Source organism: Pandoraea sp. XJJ-1 (assembly GCF_026802345.1).
GTDB lineage: Bacteria > Pseudomonadota > Gammaproteobacteria > Burkholderiales > Burkholderiaceae > Pandoraea > Pandoraea cepalis.
Genome location: NZ_CP113827.1, coordinates 5,092,460 through 5,112,737 on the forward strand (window position 1 = coordinate 5,092,460; position 20,278 = coordinate 5,112,737).

Genomic DNA, 20,278 nt, shown 5'->3' on the forward strand with positions numbered 1-20,278 from the left:
GCCTGTGGGCGAGTCAGAGCCTGTCAGGGCGATAGCTTACACCGCGATGCGTTACAGGTCTCGTCGGCGACGGATCGGGAGCCGCCCCGGCCGCCCGACGTTGCCACCGCGCGATTGTGCGCCACTATGGGTGTTTGATCTCCATAAATGCAATTTAATGTAGAATTCAGCGTTTTTACTGGTTATTTGAACGAAGTTTTTCCTAAACTTCGATATCGAAGAGCGCCGCAAAGCGACACGTGCGCACCCCGAACCTTTCCGTCTCCGAAGAGAGTCGATTTGTGGTTCGAAGCATCGTGCGCGGGGGGAATAGAAAATGTACGTCGAACGGCACAGCCGTCCGGCAGGGGCACGTCTGACAATGCCGCGGGTATCGCGGCGCAACGAGCATGTCGTCGCTCTCGCGACGGGGCGACGGAGTGCCTCCGTGCGCCGCGCTGTCGTCGGTGTCCTGAGTGCCTTGCTGGGCACTGCCATGTTAATGACCGCGGGCCATGCGCTCGCCCAAACCGCGTCGACGGCCACGTCCACGTCGGCAGCGGCGTCGTCGCCCGTTGCCGCGATTACGAATCCGGTGGTCGTGGCGCTGCCGTCATCCGGCGCGCCCAAACCGATCCAACCGGCGGTGCCCATCGGCCAGGCGACGCTCACGCAGGGCGTGGCGCAGCTCAAGGAGCGCTACAACCTGTCGCATGTGTGGCTGCGCACGGAATCCGATGCTGGCGTGGGGCTCGAAGCGGCCACGTCGGGCGACAACGTCCGACAGTTGCTGCCCGTCGCCAGCCTGTCGAAGTCGGTGACGGCCATCGGCATCGCGCTGCTCGTGCAGGCGGGCAAACTCTCGCTCGACGCAACACTCGGCGATCTGCTCGACACTTATTCGAAACAGCACGGCAAGCCGCTCGACCCGTCGTTGCGCGAGCTGACCGTGCGACGCCTGCTCGCGCATCGCGCGGGGCTTGCCACGAACGGCTACAACGATCCCGTGAACGGCCTGTTCAGCGGACTGGCGATCCGGCGTGTGGGCGGCAGCGCGGACTTCTTCAACTATCTCGACGCCGGCGACGCCGGGCACTCGACCGGCAAGTCCGATTTCGTCTACTCGAACGTGTCGTACCTGTTGCTCGGCATGGTGATCGAAGCGGTTTCCGGCGACGATTACAAGCACTTCTGCGAAACGCACATTTTCGCGCCGCTTGGCATCACCGGCGCCACCCTGCCCGACAACTGGCGTCTGCTGGCTCCGTTCGCCGGGTGGCAGATGTCGACGAGCGCGCTGCTCAAGGTGTGGCGCGTGTTCGACATTCGCCGGCCGAGCCTGCTCACGGAGAAGACGCTGCGCACATTGTTGCTCGACAAGCGGTCCGGCCCGGTCAGCGCGGATCGCGACGTTTACTACACGCTTGGCGTATTCATGGTGCCCGGCGCGGGCGAGCGAAACTATCGCATCAGCCACGACGGCATCGCCGACTTCTTCCGCACCCAGTCGACCTATTACACCGTGGTGGAGAAGACCGTACCCGGCGACAGTTGGGCGCTCGTGGTGTCGCCAATTCCGTCGCGCGGCCAGTTCGGCGCGATCCAGCGCGACGTGCGCCGGATCATTCGTCAGGCACGCCTGGTGCCTTGAAGTCGGCGGCGGCGCGGACATCGCCGAGATCGCAAGGGAACGTGCCGGCAATGAGCGCGCGCTTCTGCGACGCGCTCAGTTGCTTGACGCGGTACTCGGCCCGCGAGGCGGCTGAGCGATCGGCAAAGGTGAGCGAGAGCAGGATGCGCAATGGCGGATAGGCGCGCGTGAAGCGTGCGCCCTTGCCCGCGACGTGCGCCGCATATCGCGCCTCGACGTCGACGGCGATGCCCGTGTAGATGCGACCGCCCGCGCACTCCAGCAGGTAGAGGAACCAGGGCTTCGGTGGGACAGCCGTCATCGCGTCGCCCACGATTCGTGGCGGAAGTCGTGCGATCTGCGCGGTATGGCAAAGACGTTGGGGCACTGGGCAGGCACGAGTACAGAGCGTGGCATGTTCGCGACGGAATTTGTCCTGATCGGGTGACGCTGTCGAAGTCGCTAGCATACGATATGCCCACGGCGATGCAAGCGCGCCCCCCATCGCCGCCGGACCGCGTAACACGCCTGCCTGGCCTAACACCACAACGACAAGCGCCATGACCGAATCCGCCTCGCCGGACACCCCTGATCCCCGCCATCACCGCCCCTCGGCGGCCGACGCATTACGCCGCGAACGCCTGCGCTCACGCGTGCGCACCCTTGGCGGTTACGTCATTTACGGGATGTTCGCTGCCGCCTTGTGGGCCGCCAGCCATGGCAGTTCCGCCCTTGGCCTGTCGCCCACCGCGGCACAGGCCGCCGTGCTCGTGCTGTTCACCATCGGGGCGTGGGCCTTCGGCCTGTTCCCGGAGCCGATCACCACGCTGACGTTCTTCCTGCTCGCCGTCCTGCTGCATGTCGCGAAGCCGGAAGTGATCTTTGCCGGGTTTCATTCGGCTGCGTGGTGGCTCGTCTTTGGGGGTGCGGTGACGGGTATCGCGGTGCGCACGACAGGACTCGGCGCGCGGCTGGCCGCGACGTTGTTCGCACTCAAGCGCCCAACGTATGCGCGTTATGTGGCGTCAGTGATGGTCGCCTGCGTGGGTCTGGCTTTCGTCATGCCCTCGACGACGGGACGCATTCTGCTGCTGATCCCCATCGTGCTCGCGCTCGCCGATCGCATCGGCCTCACCGAGGGTCGGCGCGGACGCACCGGTCTCGTGATGATGGTCGCCGCCGCGAGCTACATGCCGCCTACGACGATCCTGCCCGCCAACATTCCGAACAGTGTGCTCATGGGCGCGGCGGACTCGTTCTACGGCGTAAAGCTGCACTACGCGCCCTACCTGCTGCTGCACTTCCCTGTGCTCGGTGCGCTCAAGGCCGCCATTCTGGTGTGGGTGATCTGCCGCCTGTTCCCCGACGACGGCCCCCTCACCCAGGTGACCAACGGTGCCCCACCACCGCTGTCAAACGATGCCCGACGCCTGTCGGTATTGCTGGCGTTGGCGCTCGCCGGATTCGCGACCGATGCCTGGCACGGCATCTCGCCCGCGTGGATTTCCGTTGCCGCGGCAATCCTCTGCCTGCTCCCCGCGATTCACATCATCACGCCCAAGACCTTCACCGAGCAGATGCACATCACGCCGCTTATTTACGTCGCGGGCTTTCTCGGTGTGGGCGCGGTCGTCGCGGATTCGGGGCTGGGCGAGAAGCTCGCACGGCTATGCCTGGATGCGGTGAGCATGACGCCGGGCACCCCCGCGATCAATGCCGCATGGCTCATCGCCATCGGCGCGGCCATCGGACTGGTCGCCACGCTTCCCGGTCTGCCGGCGGTGCTCACTCCGCTCGCGGGACAGCTCGCGAGCGCGAGCGGCCTGCCGCTCTACACCGTGCTGATGTTGCAAGTACCGGTGTTCTCCACCGTCCTCCTGCCCTATCAGAGCCCGCCGATGATGATTGCGATGCATCTGGGCGGCGTCGGCATGCGCGATGGCACGCGGCTGACCGTCGTCATGACGCTCATCACCCTCGTCCTTCTCTTCCCGCTCGACTATCTCTGGTGGCACCTGCTCGGCATGTTGCCCTGAATGCCCCTATCGGCGGCTGGGTTCCCGACAGAAGACCAGCCATCGATCGCCGTCTTCCTCACGCCAGAACGCCCCCTCGCGTTCGAGAATCGCACCGAGGCGAAGACGTGTCGCACGAACGCGCGTGTCGCTCACGCCGGGCAGGATCATGCCGCGCACGTAGCCGACATGGGGCACCGTGCGCAACAGTGTCCGGATCAGTTGGCAGAAGCGCCTCACGGCATGCTCGCTTGCCTTCGCTTCGGCGTCGAGGCGGAAGTCGGTGATCGTCAGCACGACACCGGCAGGCACACGGTCGAGACGATGACAAAGGGACAGTTCGCCGTTCTCGACGCGCTGTCCCAGTTCGACGTGCGTGCGCTCGCAGATTTCAACGCGCGCCGTGAAACGGTGGGCTCTGAAGAATGCCGCAACGGCGCGCTCGCAAACGGTCATGGGCTTATCGGATGGTGTCGTACATCTTCGTGACTTGCTGGCCGATCATGCCGTACATCGCGCGCGACACTTCACGGATGTCCGCACTGGTCGCGTCAATGCGCTGACGCAGCCGATCGTTCGTGCGACGCGTCTCCTCGGTGAGCGACATCTCGAACTCGCCAAGCACATCGTTATCGCGTCCGGCAAGCGAATCGTCGTTGGACACGACATCGAACGGCGACTTCACGAACTGGCTGACGCCCTTGGTCGTTTCGCCGACCGCCGTGCCGACCACTCGCAACTTGCCCAACTCGCCCCCAAACCCTGCCGCGCCCGATCCCACACCGCCGGCCAATGAGAAGGTGCCGGAGACGATACCGCCAATGGCCGAATACAGCCCGGCGCGGTAATGCAAGTTGTTGGCGTTGTACTTCTCGCTGCGCGCGGTCTGGCCGCGCTCGAAGACCATTGCATCGTGACGCGTGCGATACGCCTGGTCGGTGTTGCGCTCTGCCACCCGCATGGCGAGAAACAGGGCGATGAGCGCCTGCGCGGATTGAAGGCCGTCGACCTGCTCGCGAATGCGCGGCAATACGCGCGCGCCCTCGTCGTCGGTCGCGGCGCGTTGCTGGGCGTCGGAGGCGGCAATACCGGCCTGACGCGGATTCGCCGACGTCGAACTCAATGCATAAGTCATGTCATCACTCCGTAGGTAGACGACGCGGCGGAAAACCGCGTCCGAAAGATCCGCGCGGGCTCACGCCCGGGACAACGAGGCCGCGATACGAATGCGCATCTCGCCCGTTTTCTGCACTTGCTCGCCCGTGGACACTGCGATGTCGCTCTGCTGACCCACGAGCGTTTCCATCCGCTTGGCGGCACGTTTCTTGTCGTCGCCATTCATTTGCATGAGCATCTGCAGCCACATCATGTCGACGCCGAGATCGCGCGCTTCGAGTTGCAGCTTCGCGCGCTGTGCGCCGACGATCCCCTGCCCAAGGGCGTTGGCGCCGGTGAACGTGCCGCGCAGTGCGCCCGAGAGCGACCATGAGCCACGCGCCACGGCAAAATAGCCCTGAATATTCATGCTCGACGTGAAGGACTTGGTCAGTTCCTTCGATGTCACCGCCTTGCTCTTGGCGACTTGCTTCGCGGCGTTCTTTGCGACTTTGTCGAAAGCGCGCGAGGCCATCTGTTCGACCATCTGCTGCGTGAACTGCTCGGCCATGCGATTGAAGCCCGCTTTCGCCAGTCGGCGACCGCTCTGCGTGCCGCTTTGCAACAGCGACTTGCCCACGCGCTTTCCGACCTCGTTGCCGACGACGAAACCGATCTCGGAGACCACGCGAGACTTGATCGCCGCGACGGCAGCCTTGTCGCCCGACTTGACCGCCTGCTCCAGCGCCTCGCCCGCGCCCGCCTTGAACACACGGCTCGCGGCTTTGGTCGTCGCGCGCTTGGCAATGAAGCCCCTGATCGACGTGCCGAAGCCGATGACCATGCCGAGCATCTGGAACGCCAGTTGGGCGTGTCCCCACTTGGTCGCTTCTTTCTCGTGATAGGCCGCGTTCTTCGGGTCGACGAGCGCCATCGTCTTGTGGAACGCCACGCCGAGCCCGGCAATGCCTGCGCCAACATCGGCCACACCGCCCGCGATCATCAGCGGATTCATGCTGAGGACGCCCGTCACGACCTTGACCGCGCCGACCACCACGTCGACCGCCGCGATGAGCCAGTCGAACACCACGCCAAAGATGCCGCCTTTGCGGGCCTTGTTGGCATCCTCTGTCTTCGCGTCCATCTGCTCGCGATACTTCTTGATGTCCTCCTGACGCAGCTTTTCCTGACGCTCGCCCATCAACGTCAGCGCCCGCTGCGTGGACTTCGCGGTGTCGCCCAGCGCGTCCATCGCGATCATCGACGCCATCATCGCCAGCGTGGACGGATCGACGTTCTCGAGCGCAGAGAGCGTTGAGGCGTTCGAAGTGCCGTCGGCGCTGGACGCCCCCAGCGCGTTCGCCGCCAGTCCGCTGCCGACGGCAAAGAGGCGATTCAGCAGGCGGGCGAACGCGTCGTCGGCGTCTTGCCAGTCGACGCCGGTCGACGGGTCTGGCGCAAAGTCCTCGGTGCGCAGCCAGTCCAAGCGTTCGCGTCGTTGACGAGCGGCATCCGGCGACTCGATGACGTCGTTCGCAACGGCGACGGCAGCTGCGGGCGCGTTGCCGACGTTGCCGGTCCAGGCAGGCGCGTACGCGGCTCGTGGGGAATAAATGGCGGTCATGTTGATTTAGGATCCGAAGTGGCATTCAGCGCGTCGCGCCGCGCCCGTGCCGAGCGGGCGAGCTTGTCGTGCTGAGGCAGTTGTCCGCAGATGCGCAGCGTTGCGTCAAACGATTTGCGAGCGAATTCCCGGTTGCCTGCGTGCTCGTAGCTCATCCCGGCGAGATACGGCGGGCGCGGGTCCGACGCGTGAATCAGGCCGGCTTTCGCGAAGCACGGCAGCGCCTGTTCGTGCTGCCCGAGTCGCTGGTAGCACAGGCCGAGCCCGAACCAATCGTCAAACGACCATTGGTCGAGCGTGGCGAGTACGAAGTACACCCGTTGCGCCGCCGCGATCTGGCCTTGGGCGAACCGCTGGCAGGCATGGGCGCGCACACGCGCGAGGTCCGCCTCGTCCAGATCGGCCAGCATGCGCAGCGCGCCCCCGCGTTCGAAGAATCGCGAAAGGATCGCTGGCGCGTCGTCCGCGCCCGGGGCCGGCGGCGCGGTGTCCAGGGACGTTGCCGCCATCATGTGCGCATCGACCCGTTGATCTGGTTGAGCTGCGAGCCCTGCGAACTGTAGATCGTGTTCACCAGCGTGGAGGCGCCGTTGTACTCCTGCAGCTTCTTGTTGATCTTGATCTGGTCAACCGTGCGGCTGTCAGAGGCCTGCTCGGTGAAGCCCTCGGCGGCAGCCTTCAGTGTGCGCAGATCGGACGCGTTGTATTGCGCGTTGCCTCCCGTCGGTGTGGTGTAGCCTGGCTCGCCGACCCGCTTGGTGCGCGACTCCCACTCCATCATGGTCTTCTTCGTCCCGTCGCCGTACACGGTGATCTGGATGTTGTGCTTGTCGAAGAACGCCCGGATGCCGTCACCGACGGTTTTCTTCTTCGACGTGTCCGAGCCGATGTCGTTGATCAGCGATTCGATCAGGTTCCCGACCTCGCGCGCCTCTTGTCCCTCTTTCTGACGTCGCTGCATTTCCTGGATCATGTGCTGCGCCTCGCCGTTGTTCATCTCCATCATCAACATGGCGTATTGCGCGAGCGTTCCGTGAAAATCTAGCGACTTCGTGACGCCACCGACATTGATGTCGCGCGTGAGTCCGGTTTGCGAGGGTACGAGGCGGGAAGAGGCGTACTGGATAGGCGTCATGACACTTGATTCCTGAAGTCGGTGAAATCGGGGCGGGCAAACGCGCGTCAATATCGACGCGCGACGGCAGACCTGCGCGGCCCTTTGGATCTTTGGATGCGGGTTAGATGCTGGTCACGATCTTCTTCATGATTTCGCCAAGTTTGGCGATCACCGCGTTGTAGAGCGTGAGGGTGTTGTCGTAGCGGGTAACGAAACGTTTGAGCTGGATCTGCTCGCTAGTGCTTGACGCCCCGTCGGTCAGGGCCAGCGACTGAAGCCGGGATTCCAGCGCCTTCAGAGCGGCCGCATCTAACGGCGTGTCGGCGACCTGAGTCGACAGCAACTCGTGCCGAATCGCGAAGTCTCGCAGCGCTGGCGGCAACCCTTCGGGAGTCGTGCCCAGGGAAGCCCGCTGCGCCATGTCCCCCACTACCGTTGCAAAATCGCGGGCGTCGCGAGCGACGTTGATGCGCGTTTGCGCCTGCGCCAGCCACGCGTCGGCCATCGATTGCAGGGTAGTCAACTGATCGCTGGCGACGGCGATCGTCGAGAGCAGCGGATTTTGGGAATCGGTGGGCTTGGCGCGAAGCTGGCCAGCGACATCGGTGTACGCGCGCGATGGGGATGGGGTGCCGGAGATTCGATCGATCATGCCGAATCTCGTCTCAGGCGCAGACGCGGCGCACGGCGGGCGCACGCTTCGCGGGAACGGTTGACGCCGCGGCGAGCGGCACGGGCGCATCGGCGCGCATCCGGTCGAGCGTGTGCGCAAGGGCCGCCGTCATGCGACGAATTTCACGTTCGTCACGTTGAAATGCCTCGCTCCGCACGAGTGCCTCAAGACGCTTGAGCTTCTCGCGGGCGTCGGGGGTGCCGGCCGCTTCGAGACGCGCCACTTCGTCGAGCACCGCGTGGTAGTCCTGCATCTGGCGGTGCAACTTGCGCCCGGCCAGCTGCATGTCGGCGCATGCGCGTTCGTACTGAACGAGAAGATCGTCCGCCGCGTCCTGCACTGGAGCGACGGACGCGGGGGGCGTGAGGGTGGGATGTTGCAACGGGTCAGACATGGAAGCGCCTCCGTATGTTGCGGTCAGTCGAAAGACATAACGCATCGTACAAAGACACTCGACGCTCGCCTTTGCAAAGGCAGCATTCCCTTCCGGTATCACGCCGCGCTTCAGTGATTTCCCATTCGCGCGGCGTGTTTATCGCTCACGATTCACTCACGCGACGCCGAACCCGCCCCCTCCCGGCGTCTCGACGACAAAGATGTCGCCCGGCTGCATTTGCGTGCGTCCGATGTGCGCCAGTGTCTCGCGCGTGCCATCCACGCGCTCCACGTAGTTCGCCCCGAGCGCCCCCACCGCCCCGCCTTGCGCCCCGAACGGCGCATGCACGCGGTTGTTGGAGAGAATCGACGCGGTCATCGGGGTAAGGAAGCGAATACGTCGCACGGCCCCGTTACCGCCATGCCAGCGCCCCGCGCCGCCCGACCCGACGCGAATCCGGTGGCTCTCCAGGCGCACCGGATAGCGCCACTCCAGTACTTCGGGATCGGTCAGTCGCGAGTTGGTCATGTGCGTCTGTACCGCGTCGGCGCCATGGAATCCCTCACCCGCACCGCTACCGCCCGCGATGGTCTCGTAGTACTGATACGTCTCGTTGCCGAATGTGAAGTTGTTCATCGTGCCCTGGCTCGACGCCACGCGTCCGAGCGCACCATAGAGCGCGTTGGTGATGGCGGACGACGTCTCCACATTGCCGGACACCACCGCCGCCGGGTACACCGGATTGAGCATCGAGCCCTGCGGCACGATCACCGTCAGCGGCTTCAGGCAGCCCGCGTTGAGCGGAATATCGTCGTCGACCAACGTGCGGAAGACGTACAGCACGGCGGCCATGCACACGGCCCGCGGCGCATTGAAGTTGTTCGGCAACTGCGCCGACGTGCCGGTGAAGTCGATGGTCGCGCCTTGCGTGGCGTGATCGACGCGAATTGCCACCTCGATCACCGCCCCGTTATCCAGCGCGTAGCGATAGTGCCCGTCGGCCAACGCGCCGATCACGCGGCGCACGGCGGCTTCGGCGTTGTCCTGCACGTGCCCCATATAGGCGAGCACCACGTCGCGCCCGAACTCGCTCACCATGCGACGCAGTTCATCGACCCCCTTCTGGTTCGCCGCGACCTGCGCCCGCAGATCGGCCATGTTCTGGTCGATGTTGCGTGCCGGGTAGCGCGCACCGGCCAGCAGCCCGCGCGTCTCGCGATCGCGCAGTTCGCCCGCCGCGACCAGTTGCCAGTTATCGATGAGCACCCCCTCCTCCTCGACGTGCGTCGAATCCGGCGGCATCGATCCCGGCGTGATCCCGCCGATATCCGCGTGATGGCCGCGCGAGCCGACGTAGAAGAGCGGCTCGGCGTTCGCGGCACCGTCCGCGCCCACGAACACCGGCGTGATGACCGTGACGTCCGGCAAATGCGTACCCCCGTGATACGGGTCGTTGAGCATGAAGACGTCGCCGTCGCGCATCTCGCCGCGATTGCGCTCGATCACCGTCTTGATGCTCTCGCCCATCGAGCCCAGATGCACCGGCATATGCGGCGCGTTGGCGATGAGGTTGCCGTCACGGTCGAACAGTGCGCACGAGAAATCCAGACGCTCCTTGATGTTCACCGAATACGCCGTGTTCTGCAGACGCAGCCCCATCTGTTCGGCAATCGACATGAAGAGATTGTTGAAGATCTCCAGACGCACCGGATCGGCTTGCGTGTCCCGGTCAGCGGCATCGCGTTGCGTGGCGCGCGGCACCACGCGCGCCAGCACGAGGTTGCCCTGCGCGCTCATCTGCGCCTGCCAGCCGGGCTCGATTACCGTCGTGCCGCTCTTCTCGGCAACGATGGCGGGCCCATCGATGGTGTCACCCGCGAGCAGCGTATCGCGGGCAAACAGCGCTGCCTCGTGCCAAGCGCCACCGGCGTAGAGCTTCACGCGATCGCCCGCCTGCGGTGCGCCCGACGTGCGGGCATCGAGCGAAGCGATGTCGACGGGGGCGTCCGAGCGGCCGATGGCTTCGACCGACGCCACCTCGACGATCAGCGCCGCGCCGTCCATTAGGAACGAATAGCGCTGACGATAGGCCGCCTCGAAGGCAGCGCGCATTTGTGCGACGTTACCGAACGGCACCGCCAGCGCCGAATCGGTGCCCGCGTAACGCACATGAACCCGACGCACCGTGTCGATGCGCGACGGCGGCACGCCCTGCGAGAGCAGGACATTCACTGCGTCGTCGGCGAGCGCGCCAAGCGCGTCGTCCAGCGCCGCCAGACCGTCGTCTGACAGCGGCGCTTCGATCATGCGCTCGCGCATCGCCGTCTGATCCGCGAGGCCCATGCCGTAGGCCGACAGTACGCCGGCGAGCGGATGCGCGAAGACCTTCGTCATGCCGAGCGCATCGGCAACGCCGCAGGCGTGCTGACCGCCCGCCCCGCCGAACGTCGTCAGCACGTAGCGGCTCACGTCGTGACCGCGCTGCACCGAGATCTTCTTGATGGCGTTGGCCATGCTGCCGATTGCGATTTCGAGGAAGCCTTCGGCGAGCGCTTCGGGCGTCTGATGGCGGCCGGTCGCCTGTTCGATCTCCGCGGCCAATGCGGTGAACTTCGCCACCACGACATCGCGGTCGAGCGGCTCGTTGGCGTGCGGGCCGAACACCTTCGGGAAATGCGCGGGCTGAATCTTGCCGAGCATGACGTTGCAGTCGGTGACCGTGAGCGGGCCGCCGCGTCGATACGCCGCCGGGCCCGGATTGGCGCCGGCCGAATCCGGCCCCACGCGCAGACGCGTGCCGTCGAACGACAACACCGACCCGCCACCCGCGGCCACCGTGTGGATGCTCATCATCGGCGCGCGCATGCGCACCCCGGCGACTTGCGTTTCGAACACACGCTCGAACTCGCCGTGGTAATGCGAGACGTCGGTCGACGTGCCGCCCATGTCGAAACCGATCACCCGCTCGAAGCCTGCCGCGCTCGACGCGCGCACCATCCCGACGATGCCACCGGCCGGGCCGGACAGAATGGCGTCCTTGCCCTGGAAGTTGTCGGCACGGGTGAGGCCGCCGCTACTCTGCATGAACTGCAGATTGACGCCCGGCATTTCCTGCGCGACTTGCTCGACGTAGCGTCGCAGGATCGGCGACAGATACGCGTCGACGACGGTCGTGTCGCCGCGCGAGACGAGCTTCATGAGCGGCGAGACTTCGTGCGACACGGACACTTGCGAGAAGCCCAGCTCGCGCGCCATCGTCGCCAGCGCCTTTTCGTGGGCCTGATAACGATAGCCATGCATCAGCACGATGGCGAGTGCGCGGATCCCCTTGGCGTAGACCGCTTCCAGTGCGCGGCGCGTCGCCTCGGCATCGAGTTCGCGCACGATTTCACCATGCGCACCGACACGTTCGTCGATCTCGACGACCTCCGCATACAGCGCCTCCGGCAATGCGATATCGAGATCGAACAGGCGCGGGCGGTTCTGATAGGCGATGCGCAGCGCGTCGCGAAACCCTTGCGTCGTCACGAGCGCGAGCGGCTCGCCCTTGCGTTCGAGCAGCGCGTTGGTGGCCACGGTGGTTCCCATTTTCACCATCTCGACCCGCTCGGGCGTGATCGGCTCGCCCGGCGCGAGGTCCAGCAGGTGACGAATGCCGGCCACGGCGGCGTCGCGATATTGCTCGGGGTTCTCGGAGAGCAGCTTGTGCGTGACGAGCGTGCCGTCCGGGCGGCGCGCCACGATGTCGGTGAAGGTGCCGCCGCGGTCGATCCAGAACTGCCAGCGTGAAGCGGTCTGGTGCGCAGGCGCGCGGTTTTGAGCGGAGGGCGTGAGGGCGTTCGTCATGGGGTCACTCGCAAAGCAATGGTCAAACGTGAATCGACGGGGTGACGGTGCCGGGGCACCGTCGTCATGCTGTGTTGGCGCGGGGCGCGCGTGTCCCGGCGTGTGGCGCGGCCGATGTCGTCCGCCGCGCCACACACTCGCAAATCTCGCTACCGGGAGAATTAAAGAGAAGTCATCGGACGCGGCAGCGACGGCTGCCGCGGTATTTCATTGGCTCAGGGTGTCGCGTGTCACTGCGTGTGCGCCTCGAGCGAATCGAGATCACGGCCACGCGTCTCGGGCAGCGTGAGCGCCGCGAGAATCAGCACGCCGTAGGCCACGCCGGCGAAGATCCCGATGGTCGTGCCCAGGCCGTATTGCTTCGAGAGCATGCCGATCAGGAACGGGAACAAGGCACCCACGGCACGGCCGACGTTGTAGCAGAAGCCCTGGCCGGAACCGCGCACGCGGGTCGGGAACAACTCGGTCAGGAATGCGCCCATGCCGCTGAAGATGCCCGAGGCGAAGAAACCGAGGGGGAAGCCGAGCCAGAACATGGCGCTATCGGTCAGCGGCAACGACGTGTACGAGAACGCGATCACCATCGAGCCCACGGCGAACAGAATGAAGTTCGGCTTGCGGCCGAGCCGGTCCGTCAGATACGAGCTGACCAGATAGCCGACCCACGAGCCGAAGATGATCATGGCGAGGTAGCCGCCGGTGCCCATCACCGTGAGATGGCGCTCCGTCTTCAGGTACGTGGGCAGCCACGTCGTGATGGCGTAGTAGCCGCCTTGTGCGCCGGTGGTCAACAGGGCGGCGCGAATCGTCGTCGAGAGCAATGCCGGGCTGAAGATGGCCGCCAGGCCGGGCGCGTCGTCCGACGTCTGCTTGGCCTTCTCCTTCTGATAGACCTCCGGCTCCTGCACGTAGCGACGAATGAAAAGCACGAGCAGCGCGGGCAGCAGGCCGATCAGGAACAGTCCGCGCCAGGCCATTTCGGCGGGGAACAGCGAGAACAGCACCGAGTAGAGAATGGCCGTCAGGCCCCAGCCGATGGCCCAGCCGGACTGCACGAGCCCCACGGCCTTGCCACGGTCGCGGGCGCGCATCACTTCACCGATGAGCACGGCGCCGGCCGTCCATTCGCCGCCGAAACCGAAGCCCATGAGCGCACGCGCGGCGAGCAGTTGATGGTAGTTCTGCGCGAGTCCGCACAGCCCGGTGAAGACGGCGAACCACAGCACGGTGAGCTGCAGTGTGCGCACACGACCGATGCGATCCGACAGAATGCCGGCCGCCCAGCCGCCAAGCGCCGAGGCGAGCAGCGTGAGCGTGCCGATGAAGCCCGCGTCGGCAAGGCTGATGCCCCACGTCGCGACCAGCGTCGGAATGACGAAGCTCAGCATCTGGGTGTCCATGCCGTCGAGCATGTAACCGACCTTGCAGCTCCAGAAGGCACGCTTTTGGCGCGGGGTGGCGTCGCCGTACCAGCCGAACAGGCTGCCGCCTTTGTCAGACGTATCGGCCGTGCCGGCGGAGACTGCCGCCGCCGGGGGCGCGAGAGGGGTTTTGCTTTCCATGAGAAAAAAAGGCTCCGGTGATGTCGTGACTTGCCGTGTGATGTGCCCTCGGGCCGCGCTCTCCGATGGGCGTGTGCGGTCACCGGCAGGCGATCCTTCCCCTGCCGCCTCCCGTCATGGCGCGGTGTTTCTGTCGTGCTTGGTGCTCGGGTAAAGCTTCAGTGATGCGTGCTGCTTGCGTGAAATTTGCGGGGTGCTTCAGGTCATGCGTCGCTGGCCGGTATTGCCGTGATGCCAGGGTGCCGTGCAACGCACGTCGCGCGCGATCAGAAAACGGCGAGCGACGCGTTCGGGATATCCGTCATCAGCATGTAGCCCGGCCGGTGTGCGATGGCGATCGGCAGCCTGGCCTCCATGATTGCGGTCTGCGGCGTCACGCCACAGGCCCAGTAGACAGGCAGCTCGCCGTCGCGAATGGTGACGGCGTCGCCAAACTCCGGCTTATTCAAATCCGCGATGCCGAGCGCCGCCGGGTCACCGATATGGATCGGCGCGCCGTGCACGCCGGGGAACCGGCTCGTGATCTGCACAGCGCGAATGGCATCGCCCCCCTTCATCGGGCGCATCGACACGACCAGCTCGCCACCGAACTTTCCGGCGCGCTGATTGGCGATATTGGTTCGATACATCGGCACGTTGCGTCCCTCTTCCACGTGACGCAACCCAATGCCCGCCTGCGCCAGCATGCCCTCAAAGGAGAACGAGCAGCCGATGGCGAAGACGACGAAGTCGTCCTGCCAGACTTCGGCCAGGTGATCGACCTGTTCGGCGAGCTTGCCGTCGCGGTAAACGTTGTAACCCGGCACGTCGGTGCGGATATCCACCTCGCGACCCAGCGCCGGCACGTGCCATTGCCCTGGCTCGCCCACGCCGAGCAGCGGGCACGCCTTCGGATTGCTTTGGCAGAAGCGCAGGAAGTCGTGTGCGTAAGCCTCCGGCAGAATCGCGAGGTTGGCTTGTGCGAAGTCGCCGCAGTACCCGGCGGTCGGCTTGCGGAACTGACCGCTGCGCACGGCCTGACGGAAGGCGAAGGGCGTGATGGCGTCGCGTTGCGAGGCGAGGTCGTCGAGCACGGCGGGATGGTTCATGACAGCTCCGGCATTGAGGGGGATGCATCGGTGGCATCGGATGGCTGAAGCATAGAAAGAAAAAAAAGTTGTCGCTAACGAGTTTTTCTACGCGCTGCCGTATAGAATTTCTTAACAACGTCACGGGTTTTCCCGAGGTTCGTTGTTTTTTTCTTCTCCGATCCGAGGTCAAATTTTGGGCACGCTCCCGACCCGCCGAGTCCCATGAACACGCGATTTCTCGAAACGTTCGTCACGCTGGCCAAGCTGCGCAACTTCCGTGCGACGGCCGCGGCACTGCACGCCACGCCGGCGGCGATCTCACAGCGGCTCAAGGCGCTCGAGGAGGAGCTGAAAACCGTGCTGGTCGATCGCGGCACTCGCGAATTTCGTCTCACACCCAACGGCGAATACCTGCTGGGCTATGCCAAGGCGGTGGTGGAGGCGGCGCGCCGTCTGCAGACGGCGGCATCGGGCGAAAGCACCTTGCGCGGACGGTTGCGTCTCGGCGTGATCGAGACCGTCGTGCATAGCTGGCTGCCGCACTATCTGCGACGCCTGGCGGCCGACTATCCCTCGCTGGAAGTCGAGTTGACGGTGGACGTCTCGGTGCAGTTGCAGCGCCGCCTGATCGCGGACGAGCTCGATCTCATCATCCGCGTGGAGGGCAGCGACGACAGCAGCGTGGTGTGCGATGCGCTCGCCAACTATCCGGTGCACTGGATCGCGCGCACGGGCATGTTTCCGAACACGCGCAGCGGGCTCGCGAAGCAGGTGCTGCAGCATCCGATCCTGACCTACGGGCGCGGCACGGCGCCGCACCGGGCGCTCGAGGACATCGTGGCGAAACTGGCGGGCGTGCACGGCGTGCCCCTCTCGGAGACGCGCATCACCGGGTCGCCGTCGATTGCCGTGATCGTGCAGCTGGTGAGAGACGGCTTTGGTGTCGCGGCGATTCCGCGGCTGTTCGTCGACGATCTGATTGCGAGCGGTGAAGTCGCGGAGCTGCCGTTGCAGCCGGCGCCGCCGTCCATCGTGGTGTCGATGTCGCGACGCGCCGACGCCCCGCTCTTCGTGCATGGGGCGGCCACGGCCGCGCGCACGGCGTGCTCGGAATACTGCCGCAAGAGCGACCGGCGGCTGGTGGAATTGTTGTGAGGCGTCGCGGCGGGCGCTCGGTGCGATCTACCGAAAATGCGCCAGCCGCGTGAGGAACGTGTAGTCGGCTTCCGCGGCCATGAGGGCCATCAGCACAAGCAACGCGAGCGGCGGAATCAGGATCGCGTAGACGAGTGCGAGCCGCTCCCAGCGCATGTGCATGAACACCGCCACGATCAGGCCGGCCTTGGCCACCATCAGCGCGAGAATCAGCCCCCATCGCAAGTAGCCCTGCAGATCGGCGTAGTCGACGAGGTACGACAGCGTCGAGAGCACGAACAACAGCCCCCACACCTTGAGATAGAGGCTGACCGAATGCTGTTGGCCCGAGTGTTCGCCGCTGGCGCCAGACGCTTGCGTTGCGGATGTCGCAGAGGATTCCATCGCTCCTCCTACCAGAGATAAAACAGCGCAAAGATGAACACCCAGACGAGATCGACGAAGTGCCAGTAAAGGCCCGCGATCTCGACGAGCTGGTAGTTGCCGCGCCGTTCGAGCGTGCCGTTGAGCACCTTGCGCATCACCGTGAGCAGATAGATGACGCCCGCACTCACGTGCAGCCCGTGAAAGCCCGTGATCATGAAGAAGCACGCGCCGAACTGCGCTGCGCCCATCGCGTTGCCCCAGGGCCGGATGCCTTCGTGCACGATCAGGTTGGTCCACTCGAATGCTTGCATGCCGACGAACGCCATGCCGAAATAGGCCGTGGCGAGAATGCAGGCGGCCGTCTTGTCGCGATCGCGCCGGTAGGCGTAGTTCACCGCCATCGCCATGGTGCCGCTGCTGGTGATGAGCGTGAACGTCATGATGGCGATGAGCAGCAGCGGCACCGGATGGCCGTTCACATTGAGCGCGAATATCTCCGCCGGGTTGGGCCAGGGGGCGGTCGTCGAGATGCGCACCGTCATGTAGCCGATGAGAAAGCTGCTGAACACGAACGTGTCCGAGAGCAGGAAGATCCACATCATCGCCTTGCCCCATGGCACGTGGAACGCGGCGCGATCTCCCGACCAATCGGTGACGACGCCGCGCCAGCCGGCGGGTAATTCGGTCGACGGGGACGATGCAGACGAAGGCGTATTCACGATGTCGCTCCTCGACGCGTTACGAACCGACGGCGGCAGTGCCGCACAGTCGCTGCGCGATCTCCGGCGTGAGATTGATGATGGCCGCGAACAACACGATCCAGAGCACGAAAAGGAAGTGCCAGTACTGCGCGGTCAACGACAGGCGTCGTGCGCGCGCGGCATGGGTAAGCCGACGCGACGCGAGACACGCCCACGCCACGCCGCCCCCGAGCAGATGCAGCGCGTGCAACCCGGTGAGCAGGTAGAAGAAGCTGTTGGCGGGATTGCCGGCCACACCGAAGTGACGCAGCGTCAGGTCGTGCCACACCCAAAGCTGCCCGATGACGAACGCGAGCGCTAACCCGCCCGCCAGCGCCCATTCTCGACGTGAGCGTCGCAATTCGCCGTGTCGCGCCTGCCAGACCGACGACTGCATCACGAGGCATGCGGCGGCCAGCATCCCCGTGTTGATCCACAGCGCGTTGATCGACGGTAGCGGACGCCAGTCGCCGAGACTCATGCGCATCACATACGCCACGAGCATCAGCGCGAACAGCATGCCGATTACACCCATGAGCCACCAGAGCGCGACCTGCGACGCCGCGCGACGCTGCGGCTGAGCGATGGGCACGCCCCCCGATGGCGGGGACGGCCATGACGGAGCGGGCTTCATGGTGCGGCTCCCTTGGGTGACTTGGGTGACTTGGTCGGTGGGGGCGGCGGCGTGTCGCGACGGTGCAGCGCCGCCGAGTCGCCCTGTACGAGCGTGGCGGGGCGTCGTGGATCTGGGGCGAGGTTCTGCGGCACGACGTCGTCGATGTCGCCCGGTACGCTGTATTCATAAGGCCAGCGATAGACCACGGGCGCAATCGGCCCCCAGTTACCATGCTCAGGCGGCACGTCGGGCGTTTGCCATTCGAGCGACGCCGCACGCCACGGGTTCGCGCCGGCCGGCTTGCCGTGCCGAACGCTCCAGGCGAGGTTGAACAGGAACAGCAATTGCCCGGCGGCCACGATGAACGCCGCTATCGAGATGTAGGCGTTCATCGTGTGCGCCGACTCGGGGATGAAACTGTAGCCCTTGAACTCGTAGTAGCGGCGCGGCATGCCGAGAATGCCGAGGTAGTGCATCGGGAAGAAGATCGCGTAGGTGCCGAGGAACGTGATCCAGAAATGCCATTGGCCGAGGCGGTCGTTCATCCGTCTGCCGGTGATGAGCGGATACCAGTGGTAGATGCCGCCGAAGATCACGAGCAGCGGCGACACGCCCATCACCATGTGGAAGTGCGCGACCACGAAGTAGGTATTCGACAGCGGCATGTCGACGCTGACGTTGCCGAGGAAGAGTCCGGTGAGGCCGCCGATCACGAAGGTGCTGATGAAGCCGATGGCGAACAGCATCGGCACGGTCAGATGGATGTCACCGCGCCACAGCGTGAGCACCCAGTTGTAGACCTTGATCGCGGTAGGGATGGCGATGATGAGGGTGGTCGTGGCGAAGAAGAATCCGAAGTACGGATTCATGCCGCTGATGAACATGTGGTGCGCCCAGACGACGACCGAGAGCGCGCCGATGGCGAGGATCGCCCAGACCATCATGCGGTAGCCGAAGATGTTCTTGCGTGCGTGCACGCTGATGAGATCCGAGACGATGCCGAAGGCGGGCAGCGCGACGATGTACACCTCGGGGTGGCCGAAGAACCAGAACAGGTGCTGAAACAGGAGCGGGCTGCCGCCGCGATAGTCGAGCGGTTGGCCCATCGACACGATGGCCGGCATGAAGAAGCTCGTGTGCAGGGTCTTGTCGAGCAGCATCATGACGGCGGAGACGAACAGCGCCGGGAAGGCCAGCAGCGCGAGCACCGTGGCCATCACGATGCCCCAGACCGTGAGCGGCATGCGCAGCAATGTCATGCCTTCGGCGCGTGCTTGCAGCACGGTGGTGACGTAATTGAGGCCGCCCATCGTGGCGGCCACGATGAAGATGGCCAGCGAGACGAGCATCAGCACGATGCCCCACTCGGTGCCCGGCGTGCCGGGGAGAATCGCTTGCGGAGGGTAGAGTGTCCAGCCCGCGCCGGTCGGGCCGCCGGGCACGAAGAAGCTCACCATCAGCACGATGACGGCGAGCAGGTAGACCCAGTAACTGAGCATGTTCAGGAACGGGAAGACCATGTCGCGCGCCCCGACCATCAGCGGGATGAGGTAGTTACCGAAGCCGCCGAGGAACAGTGCCGTGAGCAGGTAGATCACCATGATCATGCCGTGCATGGTGACGTACTGGTAGTAGTGGTTGGCGTCGATGAAGGAGAACTTGCCCGGGAACCCCAGTTGCATGCGCATGAGGTTCGAGAGGACGAGCCCGACGAGTCCCACGGCGATGGCCGTGCACGCGTATTGCACTGCAATGACCTTGTGGTCCTGGCTCCAGACATATTTCGTCCAGAAGCTGTGCGGAGCGCCGTGGTACCCACCGGCGTGGGCTGCACTGTCGGAACTGTCGGAGTCGCCGGTCATGACTTGTCTCCCTGTGGGTTCTGTCGCTGATTCGAGTTGTGTTGTCTCGTGTTGTGTTGTCTTGTGGCGTCTCGCGCTATGTCGTTCTGCGTGGTGCTATGTCGCACGGTGCCGCACCATGTCTAGGTATGTCGTGTCGTCTCGTGCTGTCTCGTGTCGTGTTGTCCCCTGCTGTCCCGTCTTGCGTCGCGGCGCTGACCTTGCGGTGCATTCTTCCGATGTTTCCGTGGTGATGCGTCTGCGAGGATGCGTCTACAAAATCCGAGGTCGCGCTAAGGCGCGGGGCGAATCATCGGCACGCGCGGCTGCGCGGGCCCCGACGGCGGATTGACGGGCTGTGCCGGCGGGATAGCCAGTGGCAGCAACGTCGTGTTCGGGTCGTTCTGCAACGGTAGCCCCGGCGCTTGCCCCGGCCGGCGTGCCGGCTGAGACGGCGGCTGCGAGCTTGAGCTTGACGGACCGGATGGCGTCAGCGGCGCGTACTGTGCGGGCGGACGCGGTGTCAGCAGTGAGTTTTGGGCGAGTTGTACGGCGGGCTGAGCGCGAGCCGAT

18 protein-coding genes are annotated in these 20,278 nt (G+C 65.0%); 3 read left to right on the forward strand and 15 right to left on the reverse strand.

Annotation, left to right across the window (positions count from 1 at the left end):
- Positions 1-427: 427 nt before the first annotated feature.
- Positions 428-1,630, forward strand: coding sequence for a serine hydrolase domain-containing protein (locus OYT13_RS23570; RefSeq protein WP_261939609.1), 1,203 nt, complete (start codon positions 428-430; stop codon positions 1,628-1,630).
- On the opposite strand, the gene OYT13_RS23575 is transcribed toward OYT13_RS23570, so the two are convergent.
- Positions 1,602-1,931 carry a GIY-YIG nuclease family protein gene (locus tag OYT13_RS23575; RefSeq protein WP_150564595.1) on the reverse strand — a complete coding sequence of 110 codons (330 nt, stop codon included), beginning with the start codon at positions 1,929-1,931 and terminating at the stop codon, positions 1,602-1,604. The genes OYT13_RS23570 and OYT13_RS23575 overlap by 29 nt on opposite strands.
- Positions 1,932-2,169: 238 nt before the next feature.
- Here OYT13_RS23575 and OYT13_RS23580 point away from each other — a divergent pair, with 238 nt between their 5' ends.
- A complete protein-coding gene (locus tag OYT13_RS23580; RefSeq protein WP_261939608.1) occupies positions 2,170-3,645 on the forward strand; it encodes an SLC13 family permease in 1,476 nt (491 codons plus the stop codon).
- A 6-nt stretch (positions 3,646-3,651) separates the two neighbouring features.
- Here the strand turns inward: OYT13_RS23580 and OYT13_RS23585 are convergent, their stop codons facing one another.
- The 10 genes from OYT13_RS23585 to OYT13_RS23630 all read right to left on the reverse strand — a co-directional run bounded on the left by OYT13_RS23585 (position 3,652) and on the right by OYT13_RS23630 (position 14,957).
- Positions 3,652-4,080 (reverse strand): hypothetical protein, encoded by a 429-nt coding sequence (locus OYT13_RS23585; protein WP_017233535.1) that lies wholly within the window; start codon positions 4,078-4,080, stop codon positions 3,652-3,654.
- Between the two features lie 4 nt (positions 4,081-4,084).
- Positions 4,085-4,759, reverse strand: a complete 675-nt coding sequence (locus OYT13_RS23590) for a hypothetical protein (protein WP_017233536.1) — start codon at positions 4,757-4,759, stop codon at positions 4,085-4,087.
- Between the two features lie 60 nt (positions 4,760-4,819).
- The gene (sctE, locus tag OYT13_RS23595; protein WP_268567011.1) at positions 4,820-6,343 is read right to left on the reverse strand and encodes a type III secretion system translocon subunit SctE; all 1,524 of its coding nucleotides are present in this window, start codon (positions 6,341-6,343) and stop codon (positions 4,820-4,822) included.
- On the reverse strand, positions 6,340-6,855 hold the full coding sequence (locus OYT13_RS23600; RefSeq protein WP_017233538.1) for a tetratricopeptide repeat protein: 516 nt from the start codon (positions 6,853-6,855) through the stop codon (positions 6,340-6,342). Before OYT13_RS23600 ends, sctE begins: the two co-directional genes overlap by 4 nt.
- The gene (locus tag OYT13_RS23605) at positions 6,852-7,478 is read right to left on the reverse strand and encodes a hypothetical protein (protein WP_017233539.1); all 627 of its coding nucleotides are present in this window, start codon (positions 7,476-7,478) and stop codon (positions 6,852-6,854) included. The genes OYT13_RS23600 and OYT13_RS23605 overlap by 4 nt, the downstream gene beginning before the upstream one ends.
- 103 nt (positions 7,479-7,581) lie before the next feature.
- Positions 7,582-8,112 (reverse strand): hypothetical protein, encoded by a 531-nt coding sequence (locus tag OYT13_RS23610; RefSeq protein ID WP_268567012.1) that lies wholly within the window; start codon positions 8,110-8,112, stop codon positions 7,582-7,584.
- Between the two features lie 13 nt (positions 8,113-8,125).
- A complete protein-coding gene (locus OYT13_RS23615; protein ID WP_150564587.1) occupies positions 8,126-8,527 on the reverse strand; it encodes a hypothetical protein in 402 nt (133 codons plus the stop codon).
- Positions 8,528-8,683: 156 nt separating this feature from the next.
- A complete protein-coding gene (locus OYT13_RS23620) occupies positions 8,684-12,355 on the reverse strand; it encodes a hydantoinase B/oxoprolinase family protein (protein WP_017233542.1) in 3,672 nt (1,223 codons plus the stop codon).
- Positions 12,356-12,585: 230 nt separating this feature from the next.
- Entirely contained in the window at positions 12,586-13,917 is a 1,332-nt protein-coding gene (locus OYT13_RS23625) for an MFS transporter (protein ID WP_017233543.1), read from the reverse strand.
- Positions 13,918-14,183: 266 nt separating this feature from the next.
- Entirely contained in the window at positions 14,184-14,957 is a 774-nt protein-coding gene (locus OYT13_RS23630) for a putative hydro-lyase (protein ID WP_026131871.1), read from the reverse strand.
- A gap of 252 nt (positions 14,958-15,209) precedes the next feature.
- Between OYT13_RS23630 and OYT13_RS23635 the strand changes: the two genes are divergently transcribed.
- Positions 15,210-16,142, forward strand: a complete 933-nt coding sequence (locus OYT13_RS23635; protein WP_268567013.1) for a LysR family transcriptional regulator — start codon at positions 15,210-15,212, stop codon at positions 16,140-16,142.
- Between the two features lie 27 nt (positions 16,143-16,169).
- On the opposite strand, the gene OYT13_RS23640 is transcribed toward OYT13_RS23635, so the two are convergent.
- Genes OYT13_RS23640 through ctaD form a run of 4 tightly spaced genes read right to left on the reverse strand, consistent with a single transcriptional unit; the run spans position 16,170 to position 19,726 of the window.
- On the reverse strand, positions 16,170-16,526 hold the full coding sequence (locus OYT13_RS23640; RefSeq protein ID WP_017233546.1) for a cytochrome C oxidase subunit IV family protein: 357 nt from the start codon (positions 16,524-16,526) through the stop codon (positions 16,170-16,172).
- A gap of 8 nt (positions 16,527-16,534) precedes the next feature.
- Positions 16,535-17,227: a heme-copper oxidase subunit III family protein gene (locus OYT13_RS23645; RefSeq protein WP_017233547.1), complete on the reverse strand. Its 693-nt coding sequence runs from the start codon at positions 17,225-17,227 to the stop codon at positions 16,535-16,537.
- Positions 17,228-17,246: 19 nt separating this feature from the next.
- Positions 17,247-17,882 carry a cytochrome c oxidase subunit 3 gene (locus OYT13_RS23650; protein ID WP_268567014.1) on the reverse strand — a complete coding sequence of 212 codons (636 nt, stop codon included), beginning with the start codon at positions 17,880-17,882 and terminating at the stop codon, positions 17,247-17,249.
- Positions 17,879-19,726, reverse strand: a complete 1,848-nt coding sequence (ctaD, locus tag OYT13_RS23655; RefSeq protein ID WP_017233549.1) for a cytochrome c oxidase subunit I — start codon at positions 19,724-19,726, stop codon at positions 17,879-17,881. The genes OYT13_RS23650 and ctaD overlap by 4 nt, the downstream gene beginning before the upstream one ends.
- Positions 19,727-20,278: the final 552 nt, after the last annotated feature.